The organism is Streptomyces lacaronensis (genome assembly GCF_047337785.1).
In the GTDB taxonomy this organism is placed as follows: Bacteria; Actinomycetota; Actinomycetes; order Streptomycetales; family Streptomycetaceae; genus Streptomyces; species Streptomyces lycopersici.
Window position 1 is genome coordinate 1,733,226 of the sequence record NZ_JBLHDK010000003.1, and the last position, 19,510, is coordinate 1,752,735.

The window sequence follows — 19,510 nt, forward strand, 5'->3', positions numbered from 1 at the left end:
TGGTTGACGAGGGGGCGCTCGGATGAGGTTCCTGCTGGATCAGGAGCAGACGGACTTCGGCCGCACCGTGGACCGGATGCTCGGCGGGGCCGACACACCGCACGCCATCCGGGCCTGGGGGCGCGGCGAGCACGCGCCGGGGCGCGCGGTGTGGAGGCGGCTCGCCGACGCCGGGGTGACCGGGCTGGCCGTACCGGAGGCGTACGAGGGCGTCGGGCCGCTGTCCGTCGAGCTGGGCGTGGCCTTTGTCGCGGCCGGTCGGCACGCCGTGCCGGGGCCCCTGGCCGAGACGGCCGCCGCCGCGGTGCTGCTGGGGGCGCTCGCCGAGGGCGGCACGGCACGGAGTGGGCAGGTGGCCAAGGACTGGCTGCCCCGGATCGCCGACGGACGGGCGCTGGTGACGCTCGCGGCGGCCGACGGCGGGCCGTACGCGCTGGACGCGGACGCCGCCGACGCCGTCTTCGCCGTCGCGGGCGAGGAACTGTGGCTGGCCCCGGGGCATGGGCCGGTCCAGCCCTCGTTCGACCCGGCCCGGCGGCTGGCCCGGCCGCTGCCCGGCGGTGAGTTGCTCGCCCGGGGCCCGGCCGTGGCCGCGGCCGCCGCGCGCGCCGCGGACTGGGCCGCCTTCGCCACGGCCGCGCTGTCGCTCGGCACCGGGCTCGCGCTGGTGGAGCGCACCGCGGCGTACGTCGGGCAGCGCACCCAGTTCGGCCGCCCGATCGGCTCGTTCCAGGCGGTGAAGCACCGGCTGGCGGACGCGCTCATCGGCCTGGAGTTGGCCCGGCCACTGCTGTACGGGGCCGCGGTGGCGCTCGCGTGGGGGCCCACAGGCGGCACCCACACGCCTGGGCCCACAGGCGGCACCCACGCGCCTGGGCCCACGAGCGGCGCGCACGCGTCGGAGCCCACGGGTAACGTCCGGGCGGAGGTCGCCGCGGCGAAGGTGGCCACCGGCGAGGCCGCGTACACGGCGGCGCGCACCGCCCTCCAACTGCACGGCGCGCTCGGCTACACCGACGAGTACGACCTCTCGCTGTGGATCCGCAAGGCCCGCGCCCTGCGCTCCGCCTGGGGCTCCCCGTCGGTTTGCCGCGCCCGCGTCCTCGCGCCCTGACCGGTCTTGATCCATGCTGTATCGACCCGTCAGTGAGCGAACAGCGAGGTATGCGCGGATGCACCGGCCCCGGCCCACCCTGGAGAGCGTGGCGCGGCGCGCGGGTGTCTCGCGCGCCACCGTCTCCCGCGTCGTCAACGGCTCGACCAAGGTCGGTGAGGACAGCCGTGAGGCGGTTCTGAGCGCCATCCAGGAGCTGGGCTACATCCCCAACCAGGCGGCCCGCAGCCTGGTCACCCAGCGCACCGACTCCTTCGCGCTGGTACTCCCCGAGGAGCCGGGCCGGGTCTTCTCCGACGACCGGTTCTTCCCGGGCGTGGTGCGCGGGGTGAGCCAGGAGCTGGAGGCCGCGGACAAGCAGCTGGTGCTGATGATGGCCCGCTCCGCCGCCAGCCGTGACCGCATCGAGCGCTTCGCGCTGGCCCGCCATGTGGACGGGGTCATGGTCGCGTCGATGCACGGCGCCGATCCGCTGCCCGCCGCGCTGACCCGGATGGGCATCCCGGTGGTCTGCAACGAGCGGGTGCCGGGCCCGGCGTCGCCGCCGTACGTGGGGGTGGACAACGCGGCGGGCGCGGCACTGGCCGTGGAGCATCTGATCCGCTCCGGGCGCACCCGCATCGCCACGGTCGCGGGCCCGCAGGACATGGTGGCCGGAATGGACCGGCTGGCGGGCTACCGGGCGGCGCTGGACGGGGCGCGGCTGGCGGCGCGTGTCGCGGTCGGGGACTTCACCCAGGAGTCGGGGGCGGTCGCGATGCGGGAGCTGCTTGACCGGGAGCCCCGGCTGGACGGGGTGTTCGTGGCCTCCGACCTGATGGCGATCGGGGTGCTGCGGGCGCTGCGCCGCGCGGGCCGACGGGTGCCGGACGATGTGGCGGTGGTGGGCTTCGACGACATAGAGCCCGCGCGCTACACCGAACCCCCGCTGACCACTGTCCGCCAGCCGATAGGCGGCATCGGCCGCCGTCTGGCCCGCCAACTGCTGCGCCTGACCGCCGGTGAGAGCATCGAACCGGCGCTGGTCCTCCCCACGGAGCTGGTGATCCGCGATTCGGCGTAGCCGGGCGCGGGGCGGCGTCCCGCCCCCAGGGGCCACCGCCGTGGTCAGCCGCCCGCGTATCGGGGCAGCCACGCCCGGAAGTCGCGTTCGAAGGCGTCGTAGCGGCGGCGCAGCTCCGCACCCGGCCAGTCCTCCGGCAGGAGCCGGTCGGGGAGGACGGGATCGGCGAGGAGGTGGCGGAGGGCGGCCGCCGCGACGGTGAAGCGGTCGGCCGGTTCCTCCGCGTCGTCAAGCGCCGCGCCGAGCAGCCGGGCCTGGTGGGCCCAGCCATCCAGGTCCCACAGGCGCGCGGCGAGCTCGGCCGGATCGCCCTCCGGCCCGCCGGTGAACCAGCCGCACTGCTCGGCGGCGACGTCCGGGCGCGGGTGGACGAGATTGGCGGGGCGCATCCAGGTGCCCTCGCGCAGTTCGGCCAGGCGAAGGGTGGCCATGGCCTGGCGGAGGGCGGCGCGCTCGGCCGCCTCGCGCCGGTCGGAGGTGACGATCGCGATCTCCCAGGCGCCGTCCCAGCGGCGGGTGCGGGGGGCGCGGCTCTCGTCCTGTCGCGCCTGGCGGGCCAGCAGCCGGTCGGTGAGCCGGTAGGTGCCACCGCTCTGCTCCAGGTCACCGGCGGCGACCATACGGGTGAGCGCGACCCGGATGGTGCCCTCGGCGGTGCCGAAGAGCGCGCCGACGCGCACCAGAGCGCGGGCGGGCAGCTGGGGCGGGTGCAGGCCCAGCAGGGTGCTGAGCACGACCGAGCGCGCGGTCAGCGGCCGCAGGGTGAGGGTTCCGGTGTCGTCCATGGTTACGCGAAACCCTATCCATTACAGTTCTTCGTCGCACATACTGGAAGTGTAAGGCCCCGGAAGTGTGAGACCCGGTCGGACCCGGGAGACCACCGCGAACGAGGAGATGTCTGCCATGAGCGCTACGCACGAGGTCCTCAACCAGGCCCCGCCGCTCCTCGGCTTCAGCACCGCGGACGACCCCGCCCTGCTGGAGGCCCTGCGGCGGCACGGCGGCGGCTGGGGCGAACAGGAGGTGCGGGACCTGGGCGCGCGGGCCGGATCCGCCGAGGTGCAGGACTGGGCGCGGATGGCCGAGGAGCACCCCCCGGTGCTGCACACCCACGACCGCTACGGTCACCGCGTCGACGAGGTCGAGTACCACCCCGCCTACCACCAGTTGATGCACGTCGCCGTGGAGAGCGGCCAGCACGCGGCGGCGTGGCGCGAGACCCGCCCCGGCGCCCATCTGGTGCGCGCGGCCAAGTTCTACGCCTTCGCACAGGCCGAGCCCGGCCATGGCTGCCCGATCTCCATGACGTACGCCGCGGTCCCGGCGCTGCGCGCCGAGCCGGAGCTCGCCGCCGTGTACGAACCGCTGCTGGCCGCCCGCACCTACGACTTCGGGCTGCGCCCGCCGCTGGGCAAGCGGGGCCTGATCGCGGGCATGTCGATGACGGAGAAGCAGGGCGGCTCGGACGTCCGCGCCAACACCACCCGGGCCGTACCGGACGGTGCGGGCCGATACGTGCTCACCGGCCACAAGTGGTTCACCTCCGCGCCGATGAGCGATGTCTTCCTGACGCTGGCCCAGACGGAGGAGGGGGTCACCTGCTTCCTGGTGCCCCGGGTGCTGCCGGACGGCAGCCGCAACCCGCTGCGGCTGATGCGCCTCAAGAACAAGCTGGGCAACCGCTCCAACGCGTCGGCCGAGATCGAGTACGAGTCCGCCCTCGCCTGGCGGGTCGGCGAACCGGGCCGCGGAGTGCGGACCATCGTGGAGATGGTCAACGTCACCCGGCTGGACTGCGTCATCGGCTCGGCGGCGGGCATGCGGGCCGGGCTGCGGCAGGCGCTGCACCACGCCGAGCACCGCCGGGCGTTCGGCGCCGAGCTGGTCGACCAGCCGCTGATGCGCAATGTGCTCGCCGACCTGGCGGTCGAGTCGGAGGCGGCCACCACGCTCGCGATGCGGCTCGCGTCCGCTCTGGACCGCGCCGAGGACGGGGACGAGAGCGAGGCGGCGCTGCGCAGGCTGGGGCTCGCGGTGAGCAAGTACTGGGTGTGCAAGCGCGGCGCCACCCACGCCGCCGAGGCCCTGGAGTGCCTGGGTGGCAACGGCTATGTGGAGGAGTCCGGGATGCCGCGCCTGTATCGCGAGGCTCCCCTGCTCTCGATCTGGGAGGGCTCGGGGAACGTCGCCGCGCTCGACGTGCTGCGCGCGCTGGGCCGGGAGAACGGCGCCCTGGAGGCGTTCCTGGCCGAGGTCGACGCCGCGGCCGGGGCGGACGCCCGGCTGGACGCGGCCGTGGACCGGCTGCGCGGGCTGCTGCCGCAGCTCACCGACCCCGAGCGGGCGCAGCTGCTGGCGCGCCGGCTGGCCGAGCAGATGACGCTGGTGCTCCAGGGCAGCCTGCTGGTGCGGTACAGCCATCCGGCGGTCGCCGACGCGTTCTGCGCCTCGCGGCTCGACGGGGACTGGGGGCACGCCTTCGGCACCCTGCCGCCCGGCACCGACACCGGCCCGATCCTGGAGCGGGCCCGCCCGAAGGACGCGCGATGACGCCCACGGGCGGTGCGGCCGACGCGGGGGCAGCGGAAGACGCGGCCGGTGCGCGCCTTACGGTTCGCACGGAGCGGGAGGGCCCGGTCACCACGGTCGTGCTCTCCCGCCCCGAGGTGCGCAACGCCGTCGACGGCGCGACCGCCATGGCGCTGGCCGACGCCTTCCGCGCCTTCGACGCCGATCCCGACGCGCGGGTCGCGGTGTTGTGGGGCGAGGGCGGCACCTTCTGCTCCGGCGCCGATCTGAAGGCGGTCGGCACACCGCGCGGCAACCGGGTCGCCGACGACGGGGACGGCCCGATGGGGCCCACCCGGCTGCGGCTGTCCAAGCCGGTGATCGCGGCGGTCAGCGGCCACGCGGTGGCGGGCGGGCTGGAGTTGGCGCTCTGGTGCGATCTGCGCGTCGCCGAGGAGGACGCGGTCTTCGGGGTGTTCTGCCGCCGCTGGGGCGTCCCGCTGATCGACGGCGGAACGGTAAGGCTGCCACGGCTGATCGGCGCCGGCCGGGCGATGGACCTGGTGCTGACGGGACGGGCGGTGCCGGCCGACGAGGCATACGCCATCGGGCTCGCCAACCGCGTCGTACCGCCGGGGCGGGCGCGCGCGGAGGCGGAGCGGCTGGCGGCCGAGATCGCCCGCTTTCCGCAGACGTGTCTGCGCTCGGACCGGGCCTCGCTGCTGGAGCAGGAGGGGCTGCCCGAGGACGAGGCCATGGCGCGGGAGCTGCGCCACGGTCGGGCGGCGCCGGCCGAGGGGCTGGACGGCGCGGCGCGGTTCGCCGCGGGCGCGGGACGGCATGGGAGCTTCGGCGAGCCGTGACCGGCGTGCTCGGCTGAACGGGGCGAGCCGCCCCGTTCAGCCGAGCACGCATGAGGGAAATGTCCTTGGCTGAAGCTCGATGCGCCAATGTCAGCACCGCCCATTCCCCTATTCGGGGGAATTCCTGTGGTCACACGGCTGGCGGGCGCCCGTTCGGCCGAATATTTCCTCGTGAAGCGATGGCAGCGCGTATGGCGTGCGGGGGTCCTGGCCACTGCCCTCGTCCTCACCTCGGCGGGGGCGACAGCCCTGGCCGAGGAGGACGGTGACGGTCCGGCCGCCGCGCCCGCCTCCCCTCGGCCGACGGCCGACACCCGGTCCTGGGCCGGGGGCCCGGACGACGGACCGCTCACCTCGGTGCGGATCCGGATCGGTCCGGGCCTGTGTGTGTGCGTCGCCGTCTCGGCGGGCCCGGTCGGCCTCGTCGCCCGATACGGCTGGTGTCCCAAACCGCCCAAGCCGACACCGACCCCTACGCCCACGCCGACCCCTACGCCCACGCCGACGCCCACACCCACGCCGTCGCCGACTCCTACGCCCACCCCGACTCCTACGCCCACCCCGACGCCGTCGCCGTCCTCGACGCCCACCCCCAGTCCGTCCGCCACTCCGAGCCGTACGCCCACGCCGACCCCCACTCCTCCCCCCACCCCGACGCCGCGTACCCCCTCCCCCACGCACGCCCCGCGGCTCCCCGCACCGGGGCCCACACGCGCACCCGCACTCCCGCCGCCGCCCCCGCCCTCGCGTACCCAGCCTCCGGCATCACCCCCCGCACCGGCTCCCGCACCGACCAGGACCCGTGCCGTCGAGATGCACGCGTATGAGAAACCCGCGCACAAGAAGCCCGACAACGAGATCTCCTTGGTCACCTTCACTCTGCTGCTCACCGCGCCCGCGGTCCTCGCGGCCGCCGCTCTCCGTCCGCGTTCGCGCTCCGGCGCGCGCGGCGGGCGGCGCGGCTGACGGCCCACCGCCGAACCGCTTGGAAGGTTCATCCATGCCCGAATGGCTGATTATGACCCTGGTGATGGCCGGGACCTGCGCGGTCGTGGTGACCGGGGCGGTCCTCAACTCCCGCAGACTCGGGGAGGAGGACGATCCGGACGAGACCCCCGATGTCCTCGACTACATGATCATGATGATCGGCGTGGTCTACGCGATCGTGCTGGGCCTGGCCATCGCCGGTGTCTGGGAGGCGCGCTCCGCCGCGCAGGACGGGGTCCGTACGGAGGCGCAGGCGCTGCACGAGGTGACCGAGCGGGCGAGCGTCTACCCCGGCCCGGTGCGCGATCGCATCCGCGACGACGTGGACGCGTATGTGGACCACGTGGTGCACACCGAGTGGAAGGTGATGATCGACAAGGGTGAGCTCACCGACCGCGGCACCGAGCTGCTGACCACCCTGCGCCACGATGTCACCCTCGCGGCCCCGCACAACGACCTCCAGTCGCAGGCGTACCAGCCGATGGTGGATCAGGTGGCCGCCGTGGACGACGCGCGCGGCGCCCGGCAGCAGAGCGCGGGGCCCACCATGCCCCCGCTGGTCTGGTTCGGCCTGGTGCTCGGCGCGGCGCTGGTGATCGGGCTGGTCTTCACCCTGCAGATCCGCCGCTCGCCCCGGGAGCTGATGCTCGCGGTGATGTTCACCGCGCTCATCGTCTTCCTGCTCTTCCTGGTGTGGGACTTCGACGAGCCCTTCGGACGGTCGGTCGGCGACTCGACCACGGCCTTCACCGATCTGTTCCCCAGCGCACGGGGAGAGTCTTGAGCCCGTTCTGGGAGTTGGAGATGAGCCGCACCGGCTTACCGGCTGACCATCGTGGCCGGGGCCGCTGAGGCGGATGTCCCGCGCAACGCGCGCTATGGAGGAACTTGTATCCTGCCCGCCCAGCCCCAACCGCCCGTCGGCTGAGCGATTGGGCAGCGCACACCGGTCCGGCGCTGACCTCAGGCTGGGTGGTGAGGAACCTGAGGTAGGCGTCGGCGTCGCGCAGGACACGTTCGGTGGTGTGCGCCTCGATCAAGGGCATCAGCTGGGCGAAGACTGCGGGCCGGGCCTCTTCTCCGATGTGTGGCTACCGCGCAGCCGGACTCGGTCAGTGCGGCGAACCTGCGCAAGGAGCGAATTCGGCACCGTGCGCCGTACGGAGTGGACATCAGGTGCCGCGCCTGTGCAGTCCGGCGAGTGCCGCGTCAAGGATCGGCTGTCGGTATTCCGGGGTTCCGGGGATCTTCGCGATGGCTACCACGAGGTCGAGGATCTGGTCGAGGTCGAGGTCGCCGGCGATCTGGTGTGCGTCCTGGGCGGCGGAGAGCAGTGGCCGGCCGGCTGCGAGCATCCGGCCCCGGCTGTCGAAGACGGGATCGGTTCTGTCCGTATGCTCAAGCAGCCCGAGGACGACCGGCCGCTTGGCGGTGACGTACTGAAAGAACCGGCGCAGCCAGGTCGTGAGCCGGTCCCCCGGGCTGTCACCCTCGGCCGTCGCGGCGGCGGCGCAGACCTCATCGACCTCATCGGCAAGTAGTGCCTCCAGGAGTTCGCGGCGGGTCGCGAAGTTGCGGTACAGGGTTGCCGGGCCGACCCCGGATCTCCGGGCGATCTCGGCCATGGACGTCTCGGCTCCGGTGGCGGCGAAAGCGGTGCGTGCCGCTTCGAGAATCCGCTGGCGGTTGCGGACCGCGTCGGCCCTTTTGGAGGGCGGATGGTCAGTCATTCACGTGTCCTTGCCTAAGTGGATAGGGTCTCCGTATAGTGATGCGGACACCCTCTCCGTTTTCACCGGAGACTCTATCGAATCTGTCCAAGGATCCGCCATGAGCACCGGAAACACCCCCGGGCCGGCTGCGACGACCGGCCCACCACATCCCGTTCACCGCCGGCTGGTGCTGGCGATCTGCTGTCTCAGCGTGGGCGTGACCGGCATCGACCTCAGCATCGTCAACGTGGCGCTCCCGTCCATAAGCAAGGACCTGCACGCCTCGGTCAGCAGCCTGCAGTGGACGGCCGACGCCTACTCCCTGGTCATGGCCTGCCTGCTCCTGCTGTCCGGCTCCATGGCCGACCGCTTCGGCCGCAAGCGGATCTTCCAGCTCGGGCTGTCGCTGTTCTCCGTCAGTTCCCTCCTGTGCGCACTGGCGCCCAGCGTCGGGTGGCTGATCGCCTTCCGCGGCCTGCAAGCGGTGGGCGGCTCGATGCTCAACCCGGTCGCGATGTCGATCATCGTCAGCGTATTCACCGACCGCCGGGAACGGGCACGAGCGATCGGCGTGTGGGGATCGGTGATCGGGATCACCATCGCGGCCGGGCCCGTGCTCGGCGGCCTGCTGGTCAGCGGTATCGACTGGCGATCTGTGTTCTGGGTCAATGTCCCGATCGGGATCGCCGCCATCCTGCTCACCCAGAGATTCGTCCCCGAGTCCAAGGCCGCCCGGGCCCGCGCGTTCGACCCGCCCGGCCAGGTGCTGATCATCGTCCTGTTCGCGTCGATCATCGCCGCGACGATCGAGGGCCCCCGCCGCGGATGGGCAGACCCCTGGATCGTCGGGCTGTTCGTACTCGCCGTCCTGGGCCTCATCGGGATGCTCATCGTCGAGCCCCGGCGATCCGAGCCGCTCATCGACCTGCGATTCTTCCGCAGCCCTCCGTTCTCCGGCGCGAACACGATCTCCGTCGTGATGTCGGCCGGTCTCGGCGGGTTCCTGTTCCTCAACACCCTCTACCTCCAGGACATCCGCCACCTCAGCCCGCTGCACGCCGGATTGATGATCATCCCGATGGCCGTGGGCCAGGCCGTCGCCGCCAACCTCTCCGGGCGGCTTCTCGCCTCCCAGGGCGCCCGCCTCCCCCTCACGCTGGGCGGCGCGCTGCTCGCCATCGGCGCCTTCCTTCTCGTCCCCCTGACCGCGCACACCGAGAGCGTCTACCTGCTGGCCGCCTACGCCACCTTCGGCCTCGGCGCGGGCATGTTCACCCCGCCGATCACCAACACCGCCGTCTCCGGACTACCGCCCGACCAGGTCGGTGTCGCCGGCGCGCTCGCCGCCAGCGCACGCCAGTTCGGCTCCGCCATCGGCATCGCCGTCACCGGCTCGATCGTGGCCGGCACCGGCGCCGGGTTCATCAACTCAAGCCGCGCCGCCTGGGCCCTCCTCGGAAGCTGCGGACTCGTCGCGCTCGCGCTCGGCGTCATCTCCACCAGCAACTGGGCCAAGGCCGCCGCCGCCCGTAACGGCCGGCGCCTCGCCACCGCACCGATCCCCGAAACTCAGGGCCGCCCTCTGCCCAGCCCATCCACAGACCCCGCATGAGCCAGGAACGAGCAACGCGGTGCCACTCACGACCAATGACCCTATTCCGCTTGGATTCGCTCTTGACGATGGAGGCTCCCCGATGACCGCTCCCGCCCTGCGGACCACCCGCCGCTGCCCGTACGCGCCCCCGGAGCAGCACACCCGCATCCGGGACACCGATTCCGGGATCTCCCAGGTCACCCTGCCCAGTGGGCAGGTCGCCTGGGCCCTGAGCCGGCTCGAGCACATCCGGGCCATGCTCACGGACCCGCGGTTCAGCTCCGACCGCCGGAATCCGGACTTCCCCCAGTTCACCCGCGAGCGGCGCGCCTTCCTCCCGCGCCGGTCGCTCATCCACTTGGACCCGCCCGAGCACGGTCCCGCTCGCAAGGCCGTGGTCGGCGAGTTCACCGTGCGCCGCATGGCCGAGCTGCGCCCGCGCATCCAGGAGATCGTCGATGAGCACATCGACGCGATGCTGGCCGGGCCGCGCCCCGCCGACCTCGTACAGGCCCTCTCCCTGCCGGTGCCGTCGCTGGTCATCTGTGAGCAGCTCGGCGTGCCATACCACGACCACGACTTCTTCCAGACCCGCAGCAAGGCCCTGCTGAGTCGCGACCTCACCGCCGAGGGCAGGAAGCAGGCCCTCACGGAGCTGCGCGACTACCTCAGGGACCTGATCGCCAAGAAGGCCGCCGAGCCGACCGACGACCTGCTGAGCCGTCAGCTCGCCGAGGGCAACGACCCCGAGGACGTGGTGTCGCTGGCCTTCACGCTGCTGCTCGCCGGGCATGAGACCACCGCCAACATGATCTCGCTCGGCGTGGTGACGCTGCTGGAGCGCCCGGAGGAACTGGCGGCGCTGCGCGAGGACCCGGCGCGCACCCTGCCCGCGATCGAGGAGTTGCTGCGGGTCTACACCATCGCCGAATTCGCCAACTCCCGCGTCGCCGTCGAGGACGTGGAGATCGGCGGCGTGACCATCCGGGCCGGGGACCCCGTCGTGGCGCTGAGCAACGCGGCGAACCACGACCCTGCGGCCTTCGGCGAGGCGGACGAGATCAAGCTCGACCGGGGCGCCCGCAACCACGTCGCCTTCGGTTTCGGCATCCACCAGTGCCTCGGCCAGAACCTGGCCCGGATGGAGCTGCAGATCGTCTTCGACACGCTCTTCCGCCGGATTCCGACGCTGCGGCTCGCCACTCCCGCCGACAAGCTGCCCTACAAGGACGACGCCCTCATCTACGGCATCCACGAGGTACCCGTGACGTGGGAGGAGCCGGCATGACCAAAATCGTGGCGGATCCCGACCGGTGCGTCGGAGCGGGCCAGTGCGTCCTGACCGACCCCGGCGCGTTCGATCAGAGCGAGGAGGACGGCACGGTCGTCGTCCTCCGGGACACCCCCGCGGACGACGAGGCGCTGAAGCGGGCCCGGGTCGCCGTCGAGATCTGCCCGAGCCGGGCCCTGTCCCTGACGGAGTAGCCGTCGGCGCGTCGCGCAGACCCGGCTTCCCTTCTGGGAATCCGGATGGACCTCGTCGGTGGGCCGCGGCCGACTGGCGCCGGCTTCGGCCGCCACGCGGTCGGCGGTGGCGAGGTCGGTCACGGCGAGGTCGAGGTGCGTCTGCTGGGAGAGGCCGTCCGGCCAGTTCGGGGCGTGCAGCTGCTGCTCAGACCACCGGGATGATGCCGCCGTCGACGCGGAACTCCGCTCCCGTGAGCCACTTCGCGCGCCCGGATGCGAGGAACGCGATCATCTCGGCGATGTCCTCGGGATCCCCCGGGCGACCCATGGGCACCTTCAGGTGGTCCACGATCTGCTGCTTGACCTCGTCCGTGCTGACGCCCTGCTGGTCGGCGATGTGCTGGAGGTGGGCGGTGGCGCCTTCGGTGACGATGAAGCCCGGGAGGACGCACACCACGCGCACCCCGTGCTCGCCCACCTCGGTCGCCAGTTCGCGGCTGTAGGCGTTGAGCGCCGCCTTGGCGGCGGCGTAGGACGCCTCCGTGCGCTGCGGAAGACGGCTCGCGATCGAGGAGACGTGCACGACGACGCCAGACCCCCGTTCGACCATCCCCGGCACGAGGGCCCGGTCCAGGCGCACGGCGCTGAGGAGGTTCATCTCCAGATCCGCGCGCCAGGATGCGTCGGACCGGCTCAGGGTCGGCGCCGGGGCGCTCGCCGCGCCCGCGTTGTTCACGAGCACGTCCACCCCGCCCACCCGGTCGATGACCTGCCGGCCGAGCTCCGCCACACCCTGCTCCGTCGAGAGGTCCGCCGGGATGAACGTGGCCGGCAGACCCTCTCTCGGCTTGCTCCGAGAGGCTGTCAGCACGGTCGCGCCCGCTGCGGCGAAGCGGCGGGCAGTCGCTTCGCCCAGGCCGCGGCTGCCACCGGTGACCAACACACGAAGCCCGGCCAGTCCTTCTCCAGGAACCGTCATGGGAGCCCTCCTCCGTAAGATGAACCTGACTCCGGAAACTACCATAACCGGAATCGGACTCACCTTATGGAGACTCTGTTGCCATCATCACGTCCGCTGCGCGCCGACGCGCGGCGTAACCGCGAGGCGCTCCTGTCCGCGGCACGGGACGCGTTCCTCGGTGACGACGCCGACGCGCACGTCGAGGAGATCGCCCGCAGGGCCGGGGTGGCCGTCGGAACGCTCTACCGCCACTTCGAGACGCGCGAAGCCCTCGTCGAGGAGGTCTACCGCAAGGAAGTCGACGAACTGTGCGCCGCTCCCGGAAAGCTTCTGGAGCAACACGCCCCGGATGAGGCTCTGCGACGCTTCCTGCTGCTGCTCGTGGACCACGCGGCCGTGGGCAAAGGGATGGCCTCCGCCCTGGAAAGCATCATGGCAACGGACTCACCGGTCTTCGACAACGCCCGCACCCAGATGGCGAACGCCCTCACCCAGCTACTCGACGCGGGCACCACGGCCGGCACCATCCGTGACGGCGTCACCGGCCCCACACTGTTGCGTGCCCTGGGCGGCATCTGCGGAATGCACGCCACGGAGGGCTGGCAGAGCGAAGCAAGACAGATCACCGCCATCCTCTTCGACGGCCTACGCTTCGGCGCTCCATCGGCAACCTGAGCTGCCGCCTCTGGTGGGAGCCGGGTGCCATGGCCTCGCGTCGGTACGGAGAATCAGCCCCGACCCCTGATCGAACAGCAGGCAGTGCAAGTGCTGGAACCCGCCAGCGGACGGCCATGGTTGCGCACGATCAGGCATGGACCCGCAACGCTCCGCTCGCCCGGCGTCGGGCGTGTCGGGGTCGCGGATCCGGGTGGCACCGAGGTGGGAGGAGAAGACCTCGGGGGTGCGCAGGACGTGTTTGACGTCGGCGGGCCGGAACACCGCCCAGAGGAGGCCGGGGCCGGCCGGCCAGGCCCCGACCGCGGGCTCGTCGGTCCGGCAGCCGGGGCGGGGGGCCCGCAATTCGCCGCACAGGGCGTACGGGACACCGGCGGTGCAGGTCTCGGGGAGGAACGCCTCGACAGGGTTCACGGCCGAGACCGTACGGCGCCGCCCTCCGGCCCCGTCAAGACACCCTGCGCGTCAGGACGCGCTGCCCCACAAGACCCAAGGCCACCCCCGGGCGCCGTCGCGGTGCCCCCCGAGCCCACCGGACACCGCGCGGCCCCCTACGGCACCGGCACCGGGAGGATCCGGCGCAGCGGGTCCTCGGGCAGCCGGCCGTGGGCCTTCCACTCCCTGGGGTAGCCGACCGAGACCTCCTGGAACTTCACCCCGTCCTCCACCGTCGTACGGGGGATGTGCAGATGGCCGTAGACGACCGTCTCGGCCCGGAACCGCATATGCCAGTCGGCGGTCAGCTCGGTGCCGCACCACAGGGCGAAGTCGGGGTAGCGCAGCACCCGGGTGGGCAGCCGGGTCATCGGCCAGTGGTTGATGAGCACGGTCCGCAGCTCCGGGTCGACGGCCGCCAGCCGCGCCTCGGTCTCGGCGACCCGGGCCCGGCACCACGCGTCGCGGGTGGGGTACGGGTCGGGGTGCAGGAAGTGCTCGTCGGTGCAGACCACCCCCGCCTCATGGGCGTGGGCCAGCGCGGCCTCCTTGGTGGCCAGGCCGTCGAGGCGGAAGGTGTAGTCGTAGAGCAGGAACAGCGGGGCGATGACCAGCGGCCCGCCGATGCCCTCCCAGAGCGGGTAGGGGTCCTCGGGCGTGACGATGCCCTTCGCCCGGCACATCTCCACCAGCGCCTCGTAGCGCGCCACTCCCCTGACTTCCAAGGGGTCCTTGGGATGGGTCCACAGCTCGTGGTTCCCGGGTGACCAGATGACTTTGGCGAAGCGCTCGCTCAGCAGGCCGAGAACCTCCTCGATCTCGGAGAACACCTCGCCGACGTCCCCCGCGACGATCAGCCAGTCGTCGTCGGAGCCGGGCCGCAGCCGCTCGACGATCGCCCGGTTCTCCGGATAGGCCACATGAAGGTCGCTGATGGCGAGGAGTTCGCCCCCGTGGGTGCCGCTCATTGTCTCTCCTGTCGTACGGTGGCGCTCATGACGCGGTCGCGGTGCGCGAGCACCGCGGGACGGGCCGGGTGATCACCGGACCGTCCCTGGCGCTAGCCTCGCAGATGTGGTGGACAAACTCCCTCCGTCTTTTGAACGGGGAACCGACGGACCGAAGGTCATCGTGGCCGGACTGGATGGCTCCGAATCCTCCTGGCGCGCCACGGCCTACGCCGCCGGGCTGGCCAGACGCCAGAAGGCGCTGCTGGTCGTGGTCTACATCCAGCCGGTGCTGGCCGCGGGGGCGGCGCTCGGTGCCTCGGTGTCCGACACCACGGGTGAGGTGGCCGAGGAGCTGATGCGGGAGATGCGGGAGGCCACCGAGCGGCTGCGCGGGGTCTTCGAGGTGCGCTGGGAGTTCCACACCTTCCGGGGCGATCCGTACAACGGTCTGGCCCAGGCGGCCGATGAGCTGAAGGCCGACGCCGTGGTGGTGGGCGCGTCCGAGCAGGCCGGGCACCGCTTCATCGGCTCGGTGGCCGTACGGCTGGTCAAGGCCGGGCGCTGGCCGGTCACCGTGGTGCCGTAAGGCCGCCCGCCCGTCCGGCTCGCGGAGCCCGGCGCGGTGAGGCACCGTGGGAGAAGCGAACGGACCACCCCACGGACCGGGGAGACTGCGATGGCCCACACCTACCGGGTGACCGAGATCGTCGGCTCGTCCTCCGAGAGCGTCGACGACGCGATCCGCTCCGCCATCGGCCGTGCCTCGAAGACGCTCCGAAATCTGGACTGGTTCGAGGTCGGCCAAGTGCGCGGGCATATCGAGAACGGCCGGATCGCGCACTACCAGGTGGGACTGAAGGTCGGATTCCGGCTCGAGGACCCCGACGCCGGCTCCGGGGACCGGGCCGGCTGACCCCGGCTCAGCCACGGGACACGACGGTGGACAGCACGGACGGCAGCGGATACCAGTCGGCGGTCGCGAAGCTGGCGTGCCGCGCGGCGAGTTCGGACACCCGGTTCCGCGCCTGGGTCTCGGTGGGGTTGGTGCCGTCGATCGGGGGCGCCACGTTGTGCGCGTCCGTCATGATCAGCAGGTAGTGGCGGTCGTCGTACCAGGCGGTGTCGGTACCGCTGGTGACATACGTGGACGCGTCACCGTCGAAGAGCACGAACCAGGGCCGGAGGGCGGCGTCGGTGTAGCGGGTGCGCGGGTCCCCCGAGGCGGCGCCGTGGACGGCGGGGAAGGCGGCGGCCTGGCCGAGCTTCCCGGCGGCGGACAGGTCCCGCAGATGGGTGGCGTACTCGCGGTCGGTCCACAGCGTGTCGAGGGGGTTGTTCTCCTCGACCGTGCCCGGTATCAGCTCGACGATGAACTTGCCCGCGAGCGCCGAGCGGGATGGCCAGCCGCCCGCCTGAACCGCCTCGTCGAGGGTGGCATGGCCGCCCACCACATCCGCCGGGCGCAGCACCGCGTCGCCCAGGGTGGCGCCGAGGAGGGCGTCGAGGTCGGCCGGGCCACGCCCCTTCTTGCCGTTGAAGCCGTCCTTCATCTCCACCTTGACGAGGATGGGACGGTGCCCCGGATGGGCCTGGTGCCAGGCCCGCATGTCGGCGAGGCAGCCGGCCAGGCTCTGGTCGCGGGGCTTGGTGCGCAGCTCGTCCGGGCCCGCGGCGTTCTCGCAGTTGTTGTCGTTGCCGAGCGGGTTGGAGTGCGAGACCCGCCAGCCGGCGCCGAAGGCGTTGGTCCACACGTCGAGTTCCAGGAGTGAGGCTCCGGAGTCCAGCGCGTCGGCGAAGTAGGGGTACTTGGCCTTCTCGTAGGCGTTGTGCACCCCCACCGAGGTGGTGGCGGAGTAGGACGGGTCGTCCGCGGTGGCGGGCCGGGCCTCGGCCGGTGCCGTCAGACACAGTGCGGCGGCCGCCGCTGCGACCGCCACCGTTCCCGTGCGCCGGGCATGACCGCGCGCCGGACTCCCCACCCTGCCCATGTGTCCCCACCCTTGTCGACGTCCCGACCAACTGGGCAGAAGCGTACGGGAGTCGTGTCATGCGTTACGAGTGGCCATGGGTCACAGCGGTACGGGCCCGGCGGCGTGCTGCCGCTGAGCCCGTCTCATGTGCCGCGTCTCACACGGCTGGGGGTCTGGGGTCGTTCAGGGGACAGGACCCCGTCAGGGCCGCTCCCCCATACCGGTCGTCGCGGCCTCGCGCGCCCGTCCGCCGGGCAGCTTGGGGGCCAGGGGTGCGGTCTGGTCCATACCGGTGCCGCGCCGCAGCCCGGTGAGGAACTCGTGGAGCGTCTCGACGGCGGTGTGCCGGGGCCGCCAGCCCAGTTCCTCCTGGGCGCGGGTGGTGTCCATCAGCGGGAGCCGCAGGGCGGCGTCGAGCAGCTGGGGCGAGGGCGGCAGCAGATGCAGATGCCAGGCCGTGGCCATGGCCGAGCGGGCGGCGAAGCGCGGAATCCGCACCGTCCGCGCGTCGAGCAGCCCGGCCAGCGTCTCGCCGTCCACCGGCGGTTCGGCCGCGAGGTTGAAGGCGCCGCGCACCTGACGGCCGAGCGCCAGCCGGTACGCCTCGGCGGCGTCGTCGGTGTGCAGCACCTGGAGCCGCAGTCCTGGCAGGTCGAAGACGGCGGGCAGGAAGGTGGAGCGGACCAGCCGCCGGGGCAGGAACGGGCCCATGAACAGCCGGCGCTGCTCGGCCGCCGCCTCCTCCTTGAAGAGGAAGCCGGGCCGCATCCGCACCACCCGGACCTGCGGATGCTCCCGTTCGAAGGCGTCCAGCATCCGCTCCACATACGCCTTCTCACGGCAGTACGCGGCCTCCGGCCAGCCGTCGGTGGGCCAGGACTCGTCCACCGGGCGGCCGTCCTCGGGGCCGGGCGAGTAGGCGCCCACCGAGGAGGCGTACACCAGCACCGGCACCTCGGCCCGTGCCACCGCCTCGAAGACCCGCTTGCTGCCGAGGACATTGGTGTCCCAGGTGACGGCGGGCCGGTGGCTGGGCTGGATCAGCCAGGCGAGGTGGATGACCGCGTCGGCGCCCTCGAAGTGCCGTACGAGGTCGGCCTCCTCACCCGCGTCCCGCCCGATGTCCGCGCGTACCCAGGTGGTCTTCGGCGGCGACCAGCTGGGCACCCTGCGGGCGACGCCCACGATCGACTCGATGTCCGGGGCCTCGCCGAGCGCGCGAACGACGCTCGTACCGGCGTTGCCGGTGGCCCCGACCACCACCACGCGCATTCCGTGCTTGACACCCATGTGTCCGCTCCTTCCGGCAGCGTCGTCCCTCGGCCGTCCCGGTCCCAGCCCTGGTTCCGGCCCTGGTTTCAGCCCTTGCCGATCAGCTGTCGCGCGGCCGTGACGATCGCGTCCGCGTCGATTCCCGCGTCGCTCAGCTGCTCCTCGGGGGTCGAGGAGGCCGGCATCATGCGCACCGCGAGCCGGATCATCCGGGGCACCGGACGGCCGTCGCCGAACGCCTTGAGCACCGCGTCGCCCAGTCCGCCCTCGGGGTGGTGGTCCTCCACGGTGACCAGCCGGCCCGTCGCCTCGGCGGCGGCGCGCAGCGTCTCGGCGTCCACCGGCTTGAGCGAGTACAGGTCGATGACGCGGGCCGGGATGCCCTCCTGGGCGAGCCGGTCGGCGGCCTCGATGGCCTCGTGCAGGGTGACCCCGGCGCCGACCAGGGTGACCCGGTCGTCGTCGCCGGCGCGCACCACCTTCGAGCCGCCGATGGGGAAGCTCTCGGTGGGCGGGTAGATGACCGGCGTTCCGCCGCGGGTGGTGCGCAGATAGCGGATGCCGGACCGCTCCGCCATGGCCGCGGTCAGCTGGGCGGTCTGGTTGGCGTCGCACGGGTAGAGCACCGTGCTGCCGTGCACCGCCCGCATGGCGGCCAGATCCTCCAGGCCCATCTGCGAGGGTCCGTCCTCACCGATGGCCACCCCGGCGTGGGAGCCGATGAGGTTGAGGTCGGCGTCGCTGATGGAGGCCATCCGGATGAAGTCGTAGGCCCGGCTGAAGAAGGCCGCGAAGGTGGCGACGTACGGGTTCCAGCCGCGGGTCTGCATGCCGACGGCCGCGGCCACCAGCTGCTGCTCGGCGATGAAGAACTCGAAGTACCGCTCCGGGTGCTCCTTGTGGAAGTACTCCAGCCGGGTGGAGTCGCCCACCTCGCCGTCGAGCGCCACCACATCGCCGCGGGCGGTGCCGACGGCGGCCACCGCCTCGCCGAACGCGTCACGGCTGGGCACCGAGTCGCCGGTGTTGTAGCGCGGCAGCGTGAGCGGGCCCTCGGACGCGGGCCGGGTGGGGGTCACCGAGGGCGGGCCGAGCACCGGTACGGCCATGTTGCGTACGCCGCCGAGCTCGGCGATGGCCTCGTCCGCGTTCTTCAGCGGCTTGCCGTGCATGCCCTCGCGGTTCTCCACCGAGGCCACACCACGGCCCTTCATGGTGCGGGCGATGATCGCGGTGGGACGGCCGACGGTGGACAGCGCCTCGGCGTAGGCGCGGTCGATGGCCTCGATGTCATGGCCGTCGATCTCGACGGTGTGCCAGTCGAAGGCGCGGATGCGCCGGGCGTAGGCGTCCAGGTCCCATTCGTGGCGGGTGGGCCCGCGCTGGCCGAGCCGGTTCACATCGATGATGGCGGTGAGGTTGTCCAGCCGCTCGTAGCCCGCGTGCTCGAACGCCTCCCACATCGAGCCCTCGGCCATCTCGCTGTCGCCGCACAGCACCCAGACGCGGTAGGGCACATGGTCCAGCCGCTTGCCGCTCATCGCCGTGCCCACGCCGTACGGCAGGCCCTGCCCGAGCGATCCGGTGGCCACGTCCACCCACGGCAGCCGGGGGGTGGGGTGGCCCTCCAGCCTGCTGCCGCGCTTGCGGAAGGTGAGGAACTCCTCGTCGCGGAGGGCCCCGGCCGCCTTGTACACCGAGTAGAGCAGCGGGGAGGCATGGCCCTTGGAGAAGATCAGGTGGTCGTTTCCCGGGTGGTCGGGCTGCTCGAAGTCATAGCGCAGATGGTTTCCCATCAGGACGGCCAACAGGTCCGCCGCCGACATCGACGACGTGGGATGGCCGGACCCGGCGGCCGCGGCGGCACGCACCGAATCCACACGGAGCTGCTGCCCGAGCTCGCTGAGCTGTTCGTGTCGCATTGTTCTCCTTCCAGGTT

20 protein-coding genes and 1 pseudogene are annotated in these 19,510 nt (G+C 72.3%); 13 read left to right on the plus strand and 8 right to left on the minus strand.

The window, feature by feature from the left end:
* The first annotated feature begins 22 nt into the window (after positions 1-22).
* Positions 23-1,114, plus strand: coding sequence for an acyl-CoA dehydrogenase family protein (locus ACMTAK_RS07725; protein ID WP_413805487.1), 1,092 nt, complete (start codon positions 23-25; stop codon positions 1,112-1,114).
* A gap of 58 nt (positions 1,115-1,172) precedes the next feature.
* The gene (locus ACMTAK_RS07730) at positions 1,173-2,177 is read left to right on the plus strand and encodes a LacI family DNA-binding transcriptional regulator (protein WP_413805488.1); all 1,005 of its coding nucleotides are present in this window, start codon (positions 1,173-1,175) and stop codon (positions 2,175-2,177) included.
* A gap of 44 nt (positions 2,178-2,221) precedes the next feature.
* On the opposite strand, the gene ACMTAK_RS07735 is transcribed toward ACMTAK_RS07730, so the two are convergent.
* Positions 2,222-2,962: a PaaX family transcriptional regulator C-terminal domain-containing protein gene (locus tag ACMTAK_RS07735; protein ID WP_413805489.1), complete on the minus strand. Its 741-nt coding sequence runs from the start codon at positions 2,960-2,962 to the stop codon at positions 2,222-2,224.
* Between the two features lie 118 nt (positions 2,963-3,080).
* On the opposite strand from ACMTAK_RS07735, the gene ACMTAK_RS07740 reads away from it, so the two are divergent.
* From ACMTAK_RS07740 to ACMTAK_RS07760, 5 genes are all read left to right on the plus strand, one after another.
* Positions 3,081-4,727, plus strand: a complete 1,647-nt coding sequence (locus tag ACMTAK_RS07740) for an acyl-CoA dehydrogenase family protein (RefSeq protein ID WP_413805490.1) — start codon at positions 3,081-3,083, stop codon at positions 4,725-4,727.
* Positions 4,724-5,548 (plus strand): crotonase/enoyl-CoA hydratase family protein, encoded by an 825-nt coding sequence (locus ACMTAK_RS07745; RefSeq protein WP_413805491.1) that lies wholly within the window; start codon positions 4,724-4,726, stop codon positions 5,546-5,548. The genes ACMTAK_RS07740 and ACMTAK_RS07745 overlap by 4 nt, the downstream gene beginning before the upstream one ends.
* 440 nt (positions 5,549-5,988) lie before the next feature.
* Entirely contained in the window at positions 5,989-6,375 is a 387-nt protein-coding gene (locus ACMTAK_RS07750; RefSeq protein WP_413805492.1) for a hypothetical protein, read from the plus strand.
* Positions 6,362-6,514 carry a hypothetical protein gene (locus ACMTAK_RS07755; RefSeq protein ID WP_413805493.1) on the plus strand — a complete coding sequence of 51 codons (153 nt, stop codon included), beginning with the start codon at positions 6,362-6,364 and terminating at the stop codon, positions 6,512-6,514. The genes ACMTAK_RS07750 and ACMTAK_RS07755 overlap by 14 nt, the downstream gene beginning before the upstream one ends.
* Positions 6,515-6,548: 34 nt before the next feature.
* On the plus strand, positions 6,549-7,319 hold the full coding sequence (locus ACMTAK_RS07760; protein WP_413805494.1) for a bestrophin-like domain: 771 nt from the start codon (positions 6,549-6,551) through the stop codon (positions 7,317-7,319).
* Positions 7,320-7,440: 121 nt separating this feature from the next.
* Here the strand turns inward: ACMTAK_RS07760 and ACMTAK_RS07765 are convergent.
* Positions 7,441-7,623 (minus strand): annotated as a pseudogene (locus tag ACMTAK_RS07765) (dienelactone hydrolase family protein); the annotation flags it as partial.
* An 84-nt stretch (positions 7,624-7,707) separates the two neighbouring features.
* Positions 7,708-8,265, minus strand: coding sequence for a TetR/AcrR family transcriptional regulator (locus ACMTAK_RS07770; RefSeq protein ID WP_413805495.1), 558 nt, complete (start codon positions 8,263-8,265; stop codon positions 7,708-7,710).
* A gap of 100 nt (positions 8,266-8,365) precedes the next feature.
* On the opposite strand from ACMTAK_RS07770, the gene ACMTAK_RS07775 reads away from it, so the two are divergent.
* The 3 genes from ACMTAK_RS07775 (at position 8,366) to ACMTAK_RS07785 (ending at position 11,326) form a co-directional block, all read left to right on the plus strand.
* Positions 8,366-9,859, plus strand: a complete 1,494-nt coding sequence (locus ACMTAK_RS07775) for an MFS transporter (protein ID WP_413805496.1) — start codon at positions 8,366-8,368, stop codon at positions 9,857-9,859.
* A gap of 82 nt (positions 9,860-9,941) precedes the next feature.
* Positions 9,942-11,129 carry a cytochrome P450 gene (locus ACMTAK_RS07780; protein WP_413805497.1) on the plus strand — a complete coding sequence of 396 codons (1,188 nt, stop codon included), beginning with the start codon at positions 9,942-9,944 and terminating at the stop codon, positions 11,127-11,129.
* Complete coding sequence (locus ACMTAK_RS07785; protein WP_413805498.1) at positions 11,126-11,326, plus strand: ferredoxin; 201 nt, start codon at positions 11,126-11,128, stop codon at positions 11,324-11,326. The genes ACMTAK_RS07780 and ACMTAK_RS07785 overlap by 4 nt, the downstream gene beginning before the upstream one ends.
* Before the next feature lie 187 nt (positions 11,327-11,513).
* On the opposite strand, the gene ACMTAK_RS07790 is transcribed toward ACMTAK_RS07785, so the two are convergent.
* Positions 11,514-12,287 (minus strand): oxidoreductase, encoded by a 774-nt coding sequence (locus ACMTAK_RS07790; protein WP_413805499.1) that lies wholly within the window; start codon positions 12,285-12,287, stop codon positions 11,514-11,516.
* Between the two features lie 78 nt (positions 12,288-12,365).
* Here ACMTAK_RS07790 and ACMTAK_RS07795 point away from each other — a divergent pair, with 78 nt between their 5' ends.
* Positions 12,366-12,944 (plus strand): TetR/AcrR family transcriptional regulator, encoded by a 579-nt coding sequence (locus ACMTAK_RS07795; protein WP_413805500.1) that lies wholly within the window; start codon positions 12,366-12,368, stop codon positions 12,942-12,944.
* Positions 12,945-13,495: 551 nt separating this feature from the next.
* On the opposite strand, the gene ACMTAK_RS07800 is transcribed toward ACMTAK_RS07795, so the two are convergent.
* Positions 13,496-14,347 carry a metallophosphoesterase family protein gene (locus ACMTAK_RS07800; protein ID WP_413805501.1) on the minus strand — a complete coding sequence of 284 codons (852 nt, stop codon included), beginning with the start codon at positions 14,345-14,347 and terminating at the stop codon, positions 13,496-13,498.
* 106 nt (positions 14,348-14,453) lie between these two features.
* On the opposite strand from ACMTAK_RS07800, the gene ACMTAK_RS07805 reads away from it, so the two are divergent.
* Both ACMTAK_RS07805 and ACMTAK_RS07810 read left to right on the plus strand, forming a co-directional pair.
* Complete coding sequence (locus ACMTAK_RS07805) at positions 14,454-14,915, plus strand: universal stress protein (RefSeq protein ID WP_413104609.1); 462 nt, start codon at positions 14,454-14,456, stop codon at positions 14,913-14,915.
* 90 nt (positions 14,916-15,005) lie between these two features.
* The gene (locus tag ACMTAK_RS07810; protein WP_191066600.1) at positions 15,006-15,242 is read left to right on the plus strand and encodes a dodecin; all 237 of its coding nucleotides are present in this window, start codon (positions 15,006-15,008) and stop codon (positions 15,240-15,242) included.
* Between the two features lie 7 nt (positions 15,243-15,249).
* Here ACMTAK_RS07810 and ACMTAK_RS07815 read toward each other — a convergent pair whose 3' ends face one another.
* The 3 genes from ACMTAK_RS07815 to ACMTAK_RS07825 form a co-directional block, all read right to left on the minus strand.
* Positions 15,250-16,317 carry a phosphatidylinositol-specific phospholipase C domain-containing protein gene (locus ACMTAK_RS07815; protein ID WP_413805502.1) on the minus strand — a complete coding sequence of 356 codons (1,068 nt, stop codon included), beginning with the start codon at positions 16,315-16,317 and terminating at the stop codon, positions 15,250-15,252.
* Between the two features lie 183 nt (positions 16,318-16,500).
* Positions 16,501-17,589, minus strand: a complete 1,089-nt coding sequence (locus ACMTAK_RS07820) for an NAD-dependent epimerase/dehydratase family protein (protein WP_413805503.1) — start codon at positions 17,587-17,589, stop codon at positions 16,501-16,503.
* A gap of 68 nt (positions 17,590-17,657) precedes the next feature.
* Positions 17,658-19,493 carry a transketolase gene (locus ACMTAK_RS07825; RefSeq protein ID WP_413805504.1) on the minus strand — a complete coding sequence of 612 codons (1,836 nt, stop codon included), beginning with the start codon at positions 19,491-19,493 and terminating at the stop codon, positions 17,658-17,660.
* Between the last annotated feature and the right edge of the window lie 17 nt (positions 19,494-19,510).

Coding starts and splice junctions, on each gene's coding strand:
- ACMTAK_RS07785 (WP_413805498.1), top strand. CDS start 11,126: ATGACCAAAATCGTGGCGGATCCCGACCGGTGCGTCGGAGCGGGCCAG.
- ACMTAK_RS07790 (WP_413805499.1), bottom strand. CDS start 12,287: ATGACGGTTCCTGGAGAAGGACTGGCCGGGCTTCGTGTGTTGGTCACC.
- ACMTAK_RS07810 (WP_191066600.1), top strand. CDS start 15,006: ATGGCCCACACCTACCGGGTGACCGAGATCGTCGGCTCGTCCTCCGAG.
- ACMTAK_RS07770 (WP_413805495.1), bottom strand. CDS start 8,265: ATGACTGACCATCCGCCCTCCAAAAGGGCCGACGCGGTCCGCAACCGC.
- ACMTAK_RS07815 (WP_413805502.1), bottom strand. CDS start 16,317: ATGGGCAGGGTGGGGAGTCCGGCGCGCGGTCATGCCCGGCGCACGGGA.
- ACMTAK_RS07775 (WP_413805496.1), top strand. CDS start 8,366: ATGAGCACCGGAAACACCCCCGGGCCGGCTGCGACGACCGGCCCACCA.
- ACMTAK_RS07735 (WP_413805489.1), bottom strand. CDS start 2,962: ATGGACGACACCGGAACCCTCACCCTGCGGCCGCTGACCGCGCGCTCG.
- ACMTAK_RS07825 (WP_413805504.1), bottom strand. CDS start 19,493: ATGCGACACGAACAGCTCAGCGAGCTCGGGCAGCAGCTCCGTGTGGAT.
- ACMTAK_RS07725 (WP_413805487.1), top strand. CDS start 23: ATGAGGTTCCTGCTGGATCAGGAGCAGACGGACTTCGGCCGCACCGTG.
- ACMTAK_RS07745 (WP_413805491.1), top strand. CDS start 4,724: ATGACGCCCACGGGCGGTGCGGCCGACGCGGGGGCAGCGGAAGACGCG.
- ACMTAK_RS07730 (WP_413805488.1), top strand. CDS start 1,173: ATGCACCGGCCCCGGCCCACCCTGGAGAGCGTGGCGCGGCGCGCGGGT.
- ACMTAK_RS07740 (WP_413805490.1), top strand. CDS start 3,081: ATGAGCGCTACGCACGAGGTCCTCAACCAGGCCCCGCCGCTCCTCGGC.
- ACMTAK_RS07820 (WP_413805503.1), bottom strand. CDS start 17,589: ATGGGTGTCAAGCACGGAATGCGCGTGGTGGTGGTCGGGGCCACCGGC.
- ACMTAK_RS07780 (WP_413805497.1), top strand. CDS start 9,942: ATGACCGCTCCCGCCCTGCGGACCACCCGCCGCTGCCCGTACGCGCCC.
- ACMTAK_RS07760 (WP_413805494.1), top strand. CDS start 6,549: ATGCCCGAATGGCTGATTATGACCCTGGTGATGGCCGGGACCTGCGCG.
- ACMTAK_RS07800 (WP_413805501.1), bottom strand. CDS start 14,347: ATGAGCGGCACCCACGGGGGCGAACTCCTCGCCATCAGCGACCTTCAT.
- ACMTAK_RS07755 (WP_413805493.1), top strand. CDS start 6,362: ATGCACGCGTATGAGAAACCCGCGCACAAGAAGCCCGACAACGAGATC.